The sequence below is a fragment of the Methylobacterium sp. J-076 genome, from assembly GCF_022829405.1.
In the GTDB taxonomy this organism is placed as follows: Bacteria; Pseudomonadota; Alphaproteobacteria; order Rhizobiales; family Beijerinckiaceae; genus Methylobacterium.
Window position 1 is genome coordinate 1 of record NZ_JAKSXW010000071.1, and the last position, 12,153, is coordinate 12,153.

Consider the following 12,153-nt stretch of genomic DNA (forward strand, 5'->3'; position numbering starts at 1 on the left):
CGGCGCGCCGACTCCGCCTCCAGGGCGTCCCGGTCCTTCTGCAGGAGCACGAGCCGCTCCTTCTCGAGGGTCACGTCGTATTGCGAGGCGAAGAAGTAGGTCAGCTCCCCGTCGGCGGCGAACACCGGCGAGACCATCAGCCGGTTCCAGAACGTTGTCCCGTCCTTGCGGCGGTTCCGCAGGTCGAGCTCGATGGTGACCCGCCGCTCGATCGCGTCCCTGACCCGCCCGACATCCGCCGGGTCCGTCTCGGGCCCCTGGACAAAGCGGCATCTGCGGCCGATGATCTCCCCGCGCCCGTAGCCCGTCAGCTTCACGAACGCCTCGTTGACGTACACGATCGGGTTGTCCGGCAGCCGCGGGTCGGTGATCACCATCGGCATGCGCGTCGCCCGCACGGCCGCCGCGAACGGATCCGAGCCGACGACGGTGCTGGCGATCTCGGCGTCGATACGCGCGCCGTCTGCGTGGTCGTTCAAGCGTGAGCAGTCCCGGTGGTCCCAACCGTTCTACCGATGCAGCCCGATCAGGCCAGGGGTGCGGGTGTCACACCTTGGGCGGAAATGGCCCCGGCCGGCCTCCGTCCGCGTCGCGGGCCGGGCCCCCGCCGCCGTCCGAGCGGCGGGCCCCGGCGGGATTCGGGCTCACGGGGCGGGAAGACGCTCCTTGGCCCGCGCCAGCCGGGTCATGCGGTAGACCTGGCCCAGGCGATCACGCGCGTCGCGGATCGGCGCCGTCTGCCGCTCGGCCTGGGCGGCGTCGATGATCCGCAGCACGGCATCGACCGACCGTTCCAGGCGGCGCTCCGCGGCGAGGGTCTCGGTCCTGTGGCGGTCCTGCATGGCGATTCCCGTGAGCCCCGCCCGGTCCCGGGCGGGGGCACAGTGTCGGAAGCCGGCTTGGCCGGAAAAGGGCAGCTTGGCCGTAAGCCGCCCGGCCTCAGATCCGCAGCTCCTCGTGCCAGGTGCGGCCGTCGCGCTCGATCAGGGCGATGGCGGCCGTCGGCCCCCAGGAGCCCGCCGGGTAGGGGCGGGGCGCCTCGGGCCGCTCGGCCCAGGCGTTGAGGATGCCGCTGGCCCAGGCCCAGGCGGCCTCCACCTCGTCCCGGCGCATGAACAGGGTGGCGTTGCCGCGCACCACGTCCATCAGCAGCCGCTCGTAGGCGTCCGGGTAGCGCTGCTTGAAGGTCTCCTCGAAGGAGATGTCGAGGTCGGTCGGGCGCAGGCGCAGGCCGCCGGGGCCGGGGTCCTTCGTCATCACCTCGAGCTTCATGCCCTCCTGCGGCTGCAGGCGGATGACGAGGCGGTTCGGCTCGCGGCCGAACGCCTCCTCGGGGAAGATCGAGAACGGCGAGGCGCGGAACTGCACCACGATCTCGGACAGCTTCTGCGGCAGGCGCTTGCCGGTGCGCAGGTAGAACGGCACCCCCGCCCAGCGGCCGGACTGCACCTCCACCTTCATGGCCACGAAGGTCTCGGTGCGGCTCTCGTGGCCGAGCTCGTCGAGGTAGCCGGTCACCGGCTGGCCGTTCACCGCCCCCGCCACGTACTGGCCGCGCACCGTCACCGCCTGGATGTCGTGGGCGGTGATCGGCTTCAGGGCGCGCAGCACCTTCAGCTTCTCGTCGCGGACGGAGTTGGCTTCGAGGTTGAGGGGGCTCTCCATCGCCGTCAGGCAGAGGAGCTGCAGGATGTGGTTCTGCAGCATGTCCCGGAGCGCCCCGGACGTGTCGTAGTAGCCCGCGCGGCCCTCGACGCCGACCGTCTCGGCCACCGTGATCTGGACGTGGTCGATCACGTCCGAGGTCCACAGCCGCTCGAAGATGGTGTTGGCGAAGCGGAGCGAGAGCAGGTTCTGCACCGTCTCCTTGCCGAGGTAGTGGTCGATGCGGAAGATCTGCGATTCGGGGAAGACCTCGCCCACCGCGTCGTTGATCGCCTGGGCGGACTTGAGGTCCTTGCCGATGGGCTTCTCCAGCACGACGCGGGACTTCTCGCCGATCAGCCCGTGCTTGGCGAGGTTCCGGCAGATCGCCCCGTAGAGGTCGGGGGAGGTGGCGAGGTAGTAGGGCCGCACCTGGTCCGGCCGTTCGGCGAGCTTGTCCGCCAGATCCGCCCAGCCGTCCTCGCCCGTCCCATCGACGGCGACGTAGTCGAGGTGGGCGAGGAAGTCGCCGAGGGCGTCCTCCGGCAGGTCGGAGGCGGTCACGAACCGCTTGAGGGCGTCGCGGGCATGCTTCCGGAAGGCCTCCACCGTCAGGTCCGAGCGGGAGGCGCCGATGATCCGGCTGGTCCCCGGGATCTGCCCGTCGCGAAACCGGTGGTACAGGGCGGGCAGGAGCTTGCGCGCGGTCAGGTCGCCGGTGGCGCCGAAGACGACGCAGTCGAAGGAGGCGACGGGAATGATCGTCGTGGCCAAAGGCGGCTCCCGTGAGGTGGCGGCGTGCCCCGTGGTGCGGCTCCCGAACGAGCCTGGAGGGGGCGGGCTTACCCCGGTGCAGGAGCCGCGCCAAGGGCGGAAGGAGGGCGGGGCCTGCCGCCCGCCGTCCTCGACGCGAAATCGGGACGCTCGCCGGACTCGAGGATCGATCCGGAGGAGGGGCGGCCCTACCCCTCCATGTGCCGCTTGAACGCCTCGGCGTGATCCGGATGCCAGCGGGACAGGGCCGGGCGATTCGCGATGATGTCGCCCATCGCCCATGCCATGCGCTTCTCGTCCTGGTCGCGCGTGGTCTCGTTGTCGGGGCAGAGGATGTAGAAGTCGCCCGCCGCCATCCGCTCCAGCATGAAGTCGATGGTCTGCTCCGGCGTCCAGGCGCCGGCGGGCTTCTCGGCGACGCCCCGCGCCTTGGCCAGCCCGGTATAGACGAAGCCGGGAATCAGCAGGTGGGCGGTGGTGGCGCAGCCCTCGCGGGTGCGCAGCTCGTGGGCCAGGGCTTCGGTGGCCGCCTTCACCCCCGCCTTCGAGACGTTGTAGGGCGCGTTGCCCGGCGGGGTGGTGATGCCCTGCTTCGAGCCCGACACGATGAGGGCACCGGGCCGGCCCGATTCCGCCATGGCCGGGGCGAAGGCGCGGATGCCGTCGATCACGCCCCACAGGTTCGTGCCGAGGATGCGCTCCCAGGTGGCCGCGTCGGAGAACAGCCTGCCGCCGGCCTCGATGCCCGCGTTCAGCATCACGATCGCCGGCGGCCCGTTGCGCAGCACCGCGGCGGCCAGGGCCTCCATCGCGCCACGGTCGGACACGTCCGTCGGCACCGCGTGCACGTCCACGGCGGCGAGGCGGCCGACCTCGGCCCGGGCCGCTTCCAGGGCCTCCCCGGGCAGGTCGGCGAGCCACACGTTCATCCCGAAGGCGGCGAAGGCCTTCGCGGCGGCGAGGCCGATGCCGCTGGCGGCCCCCGTCACCACCGCGCTGTGGCCGGGTCGGATCGCGGGGTGTCGGGACATGGCATCGTGCTCCATCTTCGTCGGCATGCCTGAGATGGTGCGGCCCGGCGGGAAGGCCATCGCCCCGCGGGGCGGCGGGGCCGAGGAAGCGGATGTCGATCTCCCTGAACCGCCGGAGCCTCCTCACCGGGGCAGCGGCCTCCGGCCTCGCCGCCCCGGCCGTCGCCGCAGCCGATTTCGGGCCGGTCGGGCGGCCCTCCTGGGCGGCGGACGGGCCGCAGGGGGCGGCGGCCCGGAAGGGCCTCGCCTTCGGAGCCGCCGTGCCCTCGAACCTGCTGAACCGCAGCCCAGACTTCCGGACCATCCTGGCGCGGGATTGCGGGCTGCTGCTCGGCAACAACGAGATGAAGATGGCGGTGGTGCTGCCGGAGCCCGGCCGCACGGATTTCGCCCCGGCCGATTCGGTGGTGCGCTTCGCCCGCGCCCACGGCCAGCACCTGCGCGGTCACGCCCTCGTCTGGCACGAGGCGCTGCCGGCCTGGGTCGCCCCGCGCCTCGCCGGTGCGGACGCCCGGCAGGCCGAGGACCTCCTGCGCCGCTGGATCGACACGGTCGCCGGCCGCTACCGGGGCATGATCGAGTCCTGGGATGTCGTAAACGAAATATTAGCTGGCTATGGTCCCGTGCGCCGGCCCGATGGCCTGCGGGAGACGCCGTGGCTCGCCGCCCTCGGGCCGGGCTATGTCGACCTCGCCTTCCACCTCGCCCGCGAGGCCGATCCCCGGGCGGCCCTGGCCTGGAACGAGGATTCCCTGGAGCACGATTTCGACTGGGTGGAGGCCCGGCGCAGCCGCGCCCTGAAGCGGCTGGAGGGGATGCGCGCCCGCGGCGTGCCGATCCGCCGCTTCGGCATCCAGGCCCATCTGGTGGGCGACCACCCGTTCGACGCGACGAAGTTCCGCCGCTTCCTCAGGGAGCTCGGCCAGTTGGGCCTCGGCATCGAGATCACCGAACTCGACATCGACGACAAGGCCTTCCCGGCGGACATCGCCGCCCGGGACAGGGCCGTGGCGGATGTCGTCCGCCGGATTCTCGACGTCGCCCTGGACGAGCCGGCCCTCCTCAACGTCGTCACCTGGGGCCTGTTCGACGGCGACACATGGCTCAACGACCACCCGGACCACCGCCGCCGGGACGGCCTCCGCCAGCGCCCGCTGCCCCTGGACGAGGGGATGCGCCCGAAACCATTCCGGGACGCCCTCATCGCGGCCTTCCGCGCCGCGCCCGATCATTCGGCCGCGCGGGCCCGCCTGCGCAACACAACGTGAGGACGTGGCCCCACAGGGGATTGGTAACCATCGCGGCCCATTCTCGCGGCAGACCGCGCCGCCTCCGGCGCCGTCGGGAGAGTCGCGTATGGTCCCGACCCCGAGCCGCCCCCGTGCCGCCCTCGCGGCCGGCCTCTGCCTGTCCGCCCTGCTGACCGGAGCCTGCCCCGCCGGCGCGCAGGACGTGTCCGCCGTGGCGCCTCCGCCCGTGCAGGACGCCGCGAAGGGGGAGCCGATCAAAACAGAGCCGGCAAAGGAGCCTTCTGCCGCGAAGCCGGCCGAGCCCGCCCCGGTGCCTGCGGCGCAGCCGAGCCCCTCGCCCGAGGCGGCCCCCGCCAAGGCGCTGGAGGCGGCCCGCAAGAGCCGGGAGCCGGCGCCCCTCGTCTATGCCAAGGTCTCCGCCGACCCGGTCCCGGCCTTCACGCCGCAGACCTTCCTGCACACGCTCCGCGCCGCCGAGCGCTACGCCGCCTTCGCCGAGGCCGGCGGCTGGGAGAAGGTGCCCGACACCCTGATGAGCCTGAAGCCGGGTGAGCGCCATCCGGCGATCCCGGCCCTGCGCCACCACCTCACCCTCGAGGGCGACCTGCCCGCCGACGCCCCGGCGAGCGACCGGCTCGACCCGCCCCTGGTGGCGGCGGTCTCGGCCTTCCAGGCCCGGCACGGCCTGCCGGACAGCGGCATCCTCGGGCGCCTGACGATCAATGCCCTCAACGTGCCGGCCGAGACGCGGCAGCGCCAGCTCGCCGCCTCGGCGGCGCGGCTGATGGGCACGAAGTTCCCCTTCGGCGAGCGCTACGTCGCCGTGAACATCCCCTCGGCCACCGTGGAGGCGGTGGAGAACGGACAGGTCGTGCGCCGCTACGTCGCCGTGGTCGGCTCCCCCGACAAGGCGACGCCCACCGTCGAGACCCGCATCACCGACATCAACTTCAACCCGACCTGGACCGTGCCGATCTCCGTGGTGAAGAACGAGATCATCCCGCAGATGCGCAAGAACCCCGGCTACCTCGCCAAGAACCGCATCCGCATCCTGGGGCCGGGCGGCACCGAGGTCGATCCGACGAAGGTCGACTGGGCGACCGAGAAGGCCGCGAACTACACCCTCCGGCAGGATTCCGGCCTGGACAATTCGCTGGGGCAGGTCCGCATCGACATGCCGAACCGCTTTGCCGTCTACATGCACGACACGCCGGCCAAGTCGCTGTTCGCCCGCTCCGTGCGCTTCCACAGCCACGGCTGCGTCCGCGTCGGGCAGGTGAAGGAGCTGGTGGGCTGGCTGCTCCAAGGGGTCGAGGGACCCAACGGGCCGGGCTCGACCTGGGGGGCGATGGAGATCGAGACCGGCATCGCCGATGGCGAGCGGCGGGACATCAAGCTGCCGAAGCCCGTGCCGGTCGCCTTCGTCTACCTCACCGGCTATGCCGGGGCGGACGGCCGCGCCCAGTTCCGCGACGACATCTACTGGCTGGACAGCCCCAAGCCGGCCGCGTCCCCGGCCGCATCCCCGGCCCCCGCGCCGGCCGCCGCCGCCGCCGCGCCCCGGCCCGCCGATCCGCCGGCGACCGGGTCCGTCGGCAGCCGGGCGCCCGCCGCCAAGGCGGCCGCGCCCCCCGTGCCCGCCCGCCGCAGTTCGGAACCGTTCCAGACTGTCCGCTGAGCGAAGCCCTGCCATGCGGCGGGGGAAACCGCGGAACCAACGGGGTGCCTCACCATTGCCCAGGAGAACGCGGCCGGTTCGTGAGAGGACCGGCACGCGGCTGTTTCGACCCTAGCGATGGAGCCTGAACGATGGCCAAGGCCAACCCGGTCAGCCGGATCGAGAGCGACCGCCTCAACACCCCGACCGACCTCGATCCGAACGACACCAAGAAGATCGCCGAGGGCCTCACCGTCCTCCTGTCGGACCTCTTCGCCCTCTACATCAAGACGAAGAACTTCCACTGGCACGTCAGCGGCCCGAACTTCCGCGACTACCATCTGATGATGGATGAGCAGGCCCAGCAGATCTTCGCGATCATCGACGACGTGGGTGAGCGCGCCCGCAAGATCGGCGGTACGGTGCTGCGCTCGCTGGGCCAGGCCAAGACCCTGACCCGCGTGGCCGACAACGATGCCGAGTATGTCAGCCCCCTCGACATGCTCAAGGAGCTGCGCGACGACAACAAGGCACTCACTGCCCACATGCGCGAGCTGCACGAGATCACCGACGAGGCCAACGACGTCTCGACCACCTCCCTGCTGGAGGAGTGGATCGACCAGTCCGAGGAGCGGACGTGGTTCCTGTTCGAGGCGACCCGCAACGCGACGGATGGCGGCCACTGAGCCGTCCCGCCGGTCGGTGGGAAGGCTCCGCGCGGCACCGCGCGGGGCCTTTTTTCAGGGTGCGTCCGTGGACAGGATCGCCTCGTACTCCCGTGCGCCGTTGAGGACGTGGAGCACGTCGATCCGCCCGGCCTCCTCGTCCACCCGGTAGAAGATCAGGTAGCTGCCGAAGACGCGGCGGCGGACACCGGTATGGGCGTAGCGGGCCACCAGGGGAAAAGCCCGCGGCGTATCGCTCAACCGCAGGCAGCACTCCACCAGCTCCGTGACGAAGGTCTGTGCCCGGGCGGGGTTGTCGCGCGCGATGAAATCGCCGATCCGCTCGAGATCCAGCTCGGCTTCGGCGGTGACGACGACTTTCATCCGCCCCGGCGCTGACCGGCCGTGCGGTATCTGGCGCGGAGCCGGTCGGCGACCTCATCGAGGGGCGCCACCCGGCCGGCTTCCGCATCGGCGAGCCCCCGGGCGATCGCCGCGTCGAGGGCCTCCAATCGCTTCTCCCGCTCTTCGACGAGGCGCACCCCCTCGCGCAGTACTTCGCTGCGCGAGTTGTAGCGGCCGGTCTTCACCAGCTCGGTGACGTAGCGTTCGAGGTGCAGACCGAGATTGGCACTGCTGGGCATGGCGGCGCTCCCGTCCGAATGTGGCATGGGCGGATAACTGTTATCAAGGGCATCGACCTACGTCCCCCGGGCGAGGTCCAGCTTCACCTTCAGCACGCCCGGATCCTCCGGGTCGCGCGTCTGCGTGAAGCCGAGGCGGCGGCAGACGGCGAGCATCGGGCGGTTCTCGGCCAATACGGTGCCCTCGACGCAGCCCATCCCCTCCGAGCGCGCCCAGTCGATCATCAGGCGCATCAGCGCGAAGGCGAGGCCGGTGCCGCGGGCGTCCCGCCCGACGCCGATGGCGTACTCGCCGCTGTCGTGGTTGGCGTCGGCGTGGAGGCGCACCGCGCCGAGCATCCGCTCCCCGCCATCCGGGCCGATCTCCACAGCCACGAAGGCGATGGCGCGGGAATAGTCGAGCTGGGTCAGCCGGGCGAGGAAGGCGTGGCTGAAGGCGCGCACCGGCCCGAAGAAGCGCAGGCGCAGGCTCTCCGGGTCGAGCCCTTCGAAGAACACCCGGAACAGCCCCTCGTCCTCCGGCCGCACGGGGCGCACCTGCACCGTCCGGTCCTTGACGTTGAGGACGCGCACCCATTCCACCGGATAGGGGCGGATCGCGAAGCCCGGATGGCCGCCCCCGCGCCGGTCCCGCTCGCCGTAGCGGTCCTGCGGCAGCCGGCCGATCCGCACCCTCGCGTCGAGGGCCAGCACGCCGGTCTCGTCGGCCAGCAGGGGGTTGATGTCGAGTTCGCGCACCTGCGGCAGGTCGGCGGCGAGCTGGGCGATCTTCACGAGCGTCAGGGCGATGGCCGGCAGGTCGGCGGCGGGCACGTCCCGGTAGGCGTCGAGGCGCCGGGCCACCCGGGTCCGGGCGATGAGGTCGCGGGCGAGGGTCAGGTCGAGGGGCGGCAGGCCGAGCGCCCGGTCGTCGATCACCTCCACGGCGGTGCCGCCCCGGCCGAACACCACCACGGGGCCGAAGACCGGATCCTCCGCGAGCCCGGCGATCAGCTCCCGGCGGCGGCCCCGGCGCACCATCGGCTGCACGGCGAAGCCGGTGACGCGGGCGTCCGGCCGCTCCCGGCGGGCCCGGGTGAGGATGTGGCGGGCGGCCTCGCGCACGTCGGCCTCGCTGGTGAGGTCGAGGTGGACGCCGCCGATGTCGGACTTGTGGACGATGTCGGGGGAGACGACCTTCAGGGCCACCGCCTCGCCGGCGGCGATCAGCGGCCAGGCCGCGGCGGCGGCGGCGTCGATGTCCGGGGCGAGGATCAGCGGCACGGCCGGGATCCGGTAGGCGGCGAGCAGGGCGCCGACGGCGATCGGATCGAGCCAGGAGGCGCCCTGGCGCAGGGCGTCGGCGACGATCCGCCGGGCCGCCTCCGTGTCGGGGGAGAAGTCCCGGGGCAGGGAATCCGGGGTGCGCATCAGGTCGTCCTGCGCCTCCCGGTAGCGGACGAGGTGGAGGAACCCCTCGATCGCCTCGGAATCCGTGGAGAAATGCGGGATGCCGGCCCCGGCATAGGTCTCCCGCGCCGCGCCGGCCTCGCCCAGGGAGACGGCGAAGACGGGCTTCTTGCGGGACTGCCCCTTGCGCGCGCTGCCCACCGCCTCGGCCACGGCGGCGGCGACCGCCTGGGGCTCGGAGCGGATCGTCGGCACGTGGATCGACAGCACCGCGTCGTTGCCCTCGTCGGCGAGCAGCGGCGCCAGCGCCTCGGCGAAGGCCGGGCCGCCCGCATCCATGCCGAGGTTGACCGGGTTGCCCGCCGGGCGGGGCCCGTGCGCCTCGATTTCCGCGAGGAGGCCGGCCCGGTCGGCCAGCCGGTCGGCTGCCAGCAGGCCGATGCCCCGGCCGTTGGTGAGGATGGCGAGTCGCTTGCCCGGGAACGGCCGCTGCCGCCCCAGGGTCTCGACGGCGGCCAGCATCTCGTCGAGGTCCTGCACCGCCAGCAGGCCCGCCCGGCGGAAGGCGGCGGCGTAGACCGCGTCCGGCCGGGCGAGGGCGCCCGTATGCGTCACCGTCTGCCCGGTCCGGTCGGCCGCGGAGGGCCGGTGCCGCCCGGCCCGCAGCACCACCACGGGCTTGGCCCGCGCCGCCGCCCGGGCGGCGGACATGAAGCGCCGGGCATCCTCCACCCGGTCGAGGCAGAGCAGGATCGCGCGGGTGCGGATGCTGGCGGCGAAATGGTCGAGGCAGTCGGAGACGTCGATGTCGACGGCGCTGCCGAGCGCCATCACCGCCGAGAAGCCCACGCCCCGCAGGCTCGCCCATTCCACGATGGCCGCGGCCACCGTGCCGGATTGCGAGATCAGGGCGAGGTCCCCCGCCGGGGGCACGTGGGCGAACAGGCTCGCGTCGAGGTGGCGGGAGGGCACGCAGAGGCCGGCGCTGTTGGGGCCGAGCAGGCGCAGGCCGTGGCGGCGGGCGGCGATGCGCGCCCGCGGCCCCGGATCGTCGGGCCCCGTGCCGAGCCCGGCGCTCAGGACGATGGCGGCGCCGGCCCCGAGCCGCCCCGCCTCCTCGACGATGTCGGGCACCCCCGAGGGCGGCACCGCGACGACCACGAGGTCCGGCACGGAGGGCAGGTCGCAGAGCCGCGGGGCGCAGGGCAGCCCGTCGATCTCCGATTCGGTCGGGTGGACGGGCAGGAGGGCGCCGGGGAAGCCGGAGCGGCGCAGGTTCGCCAGCACGCTGCGGCCCACGCTGCCCTCGCGCGCGCCCGCGCCGACGAAGGCCACCGTCCGCGGAGAGAGGAGCCGGTCGAAGCGGTAGGTGCTCATGCCATCCCCGCGCCGGGCCCATCGCCGCAACGTGTGCCCGCCATCCCCGTTCCGGCCACGCCGGCCGGCGGGTGATCCACAGCTTTTCCCCGCTGCTTCAGGATCGGGCAAGGGGGGCTTGCGAGGCTGAGGGCCCCACGATCGCTCCGAGTTGCCGATGCCGAGCCCGTCCGCGCGCCATGGTCCGTCCGCCGCGCCCGCCCCCCACGAGGGGCCGGCCCGCCCGCCGAGCCTCGTGGCGCGCCTGTTCTGGACGGGGGTGGCGGGCAGCGCCCTGGCCTTCTGGTATGGCCCGGCGGCCTTCGCCGGGACCGGGTTCGGCCTCGCGGCGGTGCTCGCCCGCCACCTCGACCGGCCGCGCCGCCTGCGCCGCCGGGTCCGCCGGATCGCCCGGCGCCACGAGGAGACCCTGGCCCTGCGGCGGCGGCAGGAGCGGTTCGAGGACGCCTACGGCACCCTGATCGAGGACGGGTGGCTGCGCGAATGCGCCTACTTCCTCGACCGGACGGTGCTGCCCCAGCTCGGGACCCGCCACGCCGACCTCTTCCTCCGGGAGCGTCCGCGCATGCTGGCGATCATCGAGGCGGCGGCGGCCGAGATCGACCTGCCCGACGAGGACGAGGCCCCAGAGGACGGCATCGCCTACGAGCGGTTCTGCGCCGAGCGCCTCGCCCGGGCGGGCTGGCGCACCCACCGCACGCCCGCCAGCGGCGACCAGGGGGCGGACGTGGTGGCGGACCGCGACGGCCTGCGCCTCGTCGTGCAGTGCAAGCGGCTTGGGCGGCCGGTGGGCAACGCCGCGGTGCAGGAGGCGGCGGCGGCGCTGCGCTACTGGGAGGGCGACCGCGCGGCGGTGGTCACGAATGCCGGCTTCACCCCCGCCGCCCGGCGGCTCGCCGCCGCCACGGGGGTGCTCCTCCTGCACCATGACGCGCTGGCGGAGCTGGAGGTGGAGGACGACGGGCGGCCGGGGGGCTGAACCGCTGGCCGTTCCCGGCGAGGACGGCGGCGGCGACCGGCCTGCGCCGGCTAGGCCAGCGGGCCGGGGATCGCGCTCTCGGCCTTGGTGAGCAGGCGGGCCTCGTGGCGGCGCACGAAGGCCCAGAGGGCGACGCCGCCGAACACCACCAGGGCGAGCAGGGTGAGGCCGACCGGGCCGGCGACCTTCTCGATGGAGCGGCCGCAATAGTAGGAGCCGAGGCCCATGCTCGCCGCCCAGGCGATGCCGCCCAGCGCGTTGAAGACGAAGAAGCGGCGGGCATCGAGGCGGTTCACCCCCGCGAGCAGGGCCGCGTAGGCCCGCAGCATCGCGGTGAAGCGCCCGAAGAACACGATCTTCCCGCCGTGGCGGCGGAACAGGTACTGGCCGAGCTTGAGCCGGCCGTGGTCGAGGGCGATCAGGTGGCCGTAGCGCAGGAGCAGGGGCATCCCCCAGCGCCGCCCGGCCCAGTAGCCGAGGTTGTCGCCGAGGATCGCCGCCGTGGCCGCCGCGGCGATCACCCCCGCGATGTCGAGGTTGCCGGTGCTGCCGGCATAGACGGCGGAGGAGATCAGCACCGTCTCGCCGGGGCAGGGCACGCCCGCGCTCTCCAGCGTGATGATCACGAAGATGGCGATGTAGCCGTAATTCGCGATCAGGTCGGCGATCGGCAGGTCGTGCAGGAAGGCCATGCGGTCCTCAGGAGCCGGCTGCGGGCGGGCAAAGCCCTAGCCCGCAGAACG

Annotated in this window: 12 protein-coding genes; 4 read left to right on the top strand and 8 right to left on the bottom strand. The window is 73.1% G+C overall.

Annotated features, from left to right (window positions below):
* From MKK53_RS05485 to MKK53_RS05500, 4 genes are all read right to left on the bottom strand, one after another.
* The coding region (locus MKK53_RS05485) for a PAS domain-containing protein (protein WP_243927620.1) at positions 1-479 on the bottom strand (479 nt) is incomplete at its 3' end.
* A 165-nt stretch (positions 480-644) separates the two neighbouring features.
* On the bottom strand, positions 645-842 hold the full coding sequence (locus MKK53_RS05490) for a hypothetical protein (RefSeq protein WP_243927622.1): 198 nt from the start codon (positions 840-842) through the stop codon (positions 645-647).
* 97 nt (positions 843-939) lie between these two features.
* On the bottom strand, positions 940-2,418 hold the full coding sequence (gene zwf / locus MKK53_RS05495; protein WP_243927624.1) for a glucose-6-phosphate dehydrogenase: 1,479 nt from the start codon (positions 2,416-2,418) through the stop codon (positions 940-942).
* Between the two features lie 188 nt (positions 2,419-2,606).
* Complete coding sequence (locus MKK53_RS05500; protein ID WP_243927626.1) at positions 2,607-3,449, bottom strand: SDR family NAD(P)-dependent oxidoreductase; 843 nt, start codon at positions 3,447-3,449, stop codon at positions 2,607-2,609.
* Between the two features lie 92 nt (positions 3,450-3,541).
* Between MKK53_RS05500 and MKK53_RS05505 the strand changes: the two genes are divergently transcribed.
* The 3 genes from MKK53_RS05505 (at position 3,542) to MKK53_RS05515 (ending at position 7,042) form a co-directional block, all read left to right on the top strand.
* Complete coding sequence (locus tag MKK53_RS05505; RefSeq protein WP_243927628.1) at positions 3,542-4,717, top strand: endo-1,4-beta-xylanase; 1,176 nt, start codon at positions 3,542-3,544, stop codon at positions 4,715-4,717.
* A gap of 88 nt (positions 4,718-4,805) precedes the next feature.
* Positions 4,806-6,377, top strand: coding sequence for a murein L,D-transpeptidase (locus MKK53_RS05510; protein ID WP_243927630.1), 1,572 nt, complete (start codon positions 4,806-4,808; stop codon positions 6,375-6,377).
* A 131-nt stretch (positions 6,378-6,508) separates the two neighbouring features.
* Entirely contained in the window at positions 6,509-7,042 is a 534-nt protein-coding gene (locus MKK53_RS05515; RefSeq protein WP_243927633.1) for a Dps family protein, read from the top strand.
* Positions 7,043-7,096: 54 nt separating this feature from the next.
* Here the strand turns inward: MKK53_RS05515 and MKK53_RS05520 are convergent, their stop codons facing one another.
* The 3 genes from MKK53_RS05520 to MKK53_RS05530 are packed head-to-tail and all read right to left on the bottom strand — an operon-like array spanning position 7,097 to position 10,431.
* Complete coding sequence (locus tag MKK53_RS05520) at positions 7,097-7,405, bottom strand: type II toxin-antitoxin system RelE/ParE family toxin (protein WP_243927635.1); 309 nt, start codon at positions 7,403-7,405, stop codon at positions 7,097-7,099.
* Complete coding sequence (locus MKK53_RS05525; protein WP_243927637.1) at positions 7,402-7,665, bottom strand: type II toxin-antitoxin system ParD family antitoxin; 264 nt, start codon at positions 7,663-7,665, stop codon at positions 7,402-7,404. Before MKK53_RS05525 ends, MKK53_RS05520 begins: the two co-directional genes overlap by 4 nt.
* 57 nt (positions 7,666-7,722) lie before the next feature.
* Positions 7,723-10,431, bottom strand: a complete 2,709-nt coding sequence (locus MKK53_RS05530; RefSeq protein ID WP_243927639.1) for a bifunctional acetate--CoA ligase family protein/GNAT family N-acetyltransferase — start codon at positions 10,429-10,431, stop codon at positions 7,723-7,725.
* A 157-nt stretch (positions 10,432-10,588) separates the two neighbouring features.
* Here MKK53_RS05530 and MKK53_RS05535 point away from each other — a divergent pair, with 157 nt between their 5' ends.
* Positions 10,589-11,410: a restriction endonuclease gene (locus MKK53_RS05535; protein WP_243927641.1), complete on the top strand. Its 822-nt coding sequence runs from the start codon at positions 10,589-10,591 to the stop codon at positions 11,408-11,410.
* A 50-nt stretch (positions 11,411-11,460) separates the two neighbouring features.
* Here MKK53_RS05535 and MKK53_RS05540 read toward each other — a convergent pair whose 3' ends face one another.
* Positions 11,461-12,102, bottom strand: coding sequence for a DedA family protein (locus MKK53_RS05540; protein WP_243927643.1), 642 nt, complete (start codon positions 12,100-12,102; stop codon positions 11,461-11,463).
* Positions 12,103-12,153: the final 51 nt, after the last annotated feature.

What these genes read in the sequence shown, in the direction of transcription:
- MKK53_RS05500 (WP_243927626.1), bottom strand. Translation starts at nt 3,449, where the DNA reads ATGTCCCGACACCCCGCGATCCGACCCGGCCACAGCGCGGTGGTGACG.
- MKK53_RS05525 (WP_243927637.1), bottom strand. Translation starts at nt 7,665, where the DNA reads ATGCCCAGCAGTGCCAATCTCGGTCTGCACCTCGAACGCTACGTCACC.
- MKK53_RS05505 (WP_243927628.1), top strand. Translation starts at nt 3,542, where the DNA reads ATGTCGATCTCCCTGAACCGCCGGAGCCTCCTCACCGGGGCAGCGGCC.
- MKK53_RS05510 (WP_243927630.1), top strand. Translation starts at nt 4,806, where the DNA reads ATGGTCCCGACCCCGAGCCGCCCCCGTGCCGCCCTCGCGGCCGGCCTC.
- MKK53_RS05515 (WP_243927633.1), top strand. Translation starts at nt 6,509, where the DNA reads ATGGCCAAGGCCAACCCGGTCAGCCGGATCGAGAGCGACCGCCTCAAC.
- MKK53_RS05530 (WP_243927639.1), bottom strand. Translation starts at nt 10,431, where the DNA reads ATGAGCACCTACCGCTTCGACCGGCTCCTCTCTCCGCGGACGGTGGCC.
- MKK53_RS05540 (WP_243927643.1), bottom strand. Translation starts at nt 12,102, where the DNA reads ATGGCCTTCCTGCACGACCTGCCGATCGCCGACCTGATCGCGAATTAC.
- MKK53_RS05535 (WP_243927641.1), top strand. Translation starts at nt 10,589, where the DNA reads ATGCCGAGCCCGTCCGCGCGCCATGGTCCGTCCGCCGCGCCCGCCCCC.
- MKK53_RS05520 (WP_243927635.1), bottom strand. Translation starts at nt 7,405, where the DNA reads ATGAAAGTCGTCGTCACCGCCGAAGCCGAGCTGGATCTCGAGCGGATC.
- MKK53_RS05490 (WP_243927622.1), bottom strand. Translation starts at nt 842, where the DNA reads ATGCAGGACCGCCACAGGACCGAGACCCTCGCCGCGGAGCGCCGCCTG.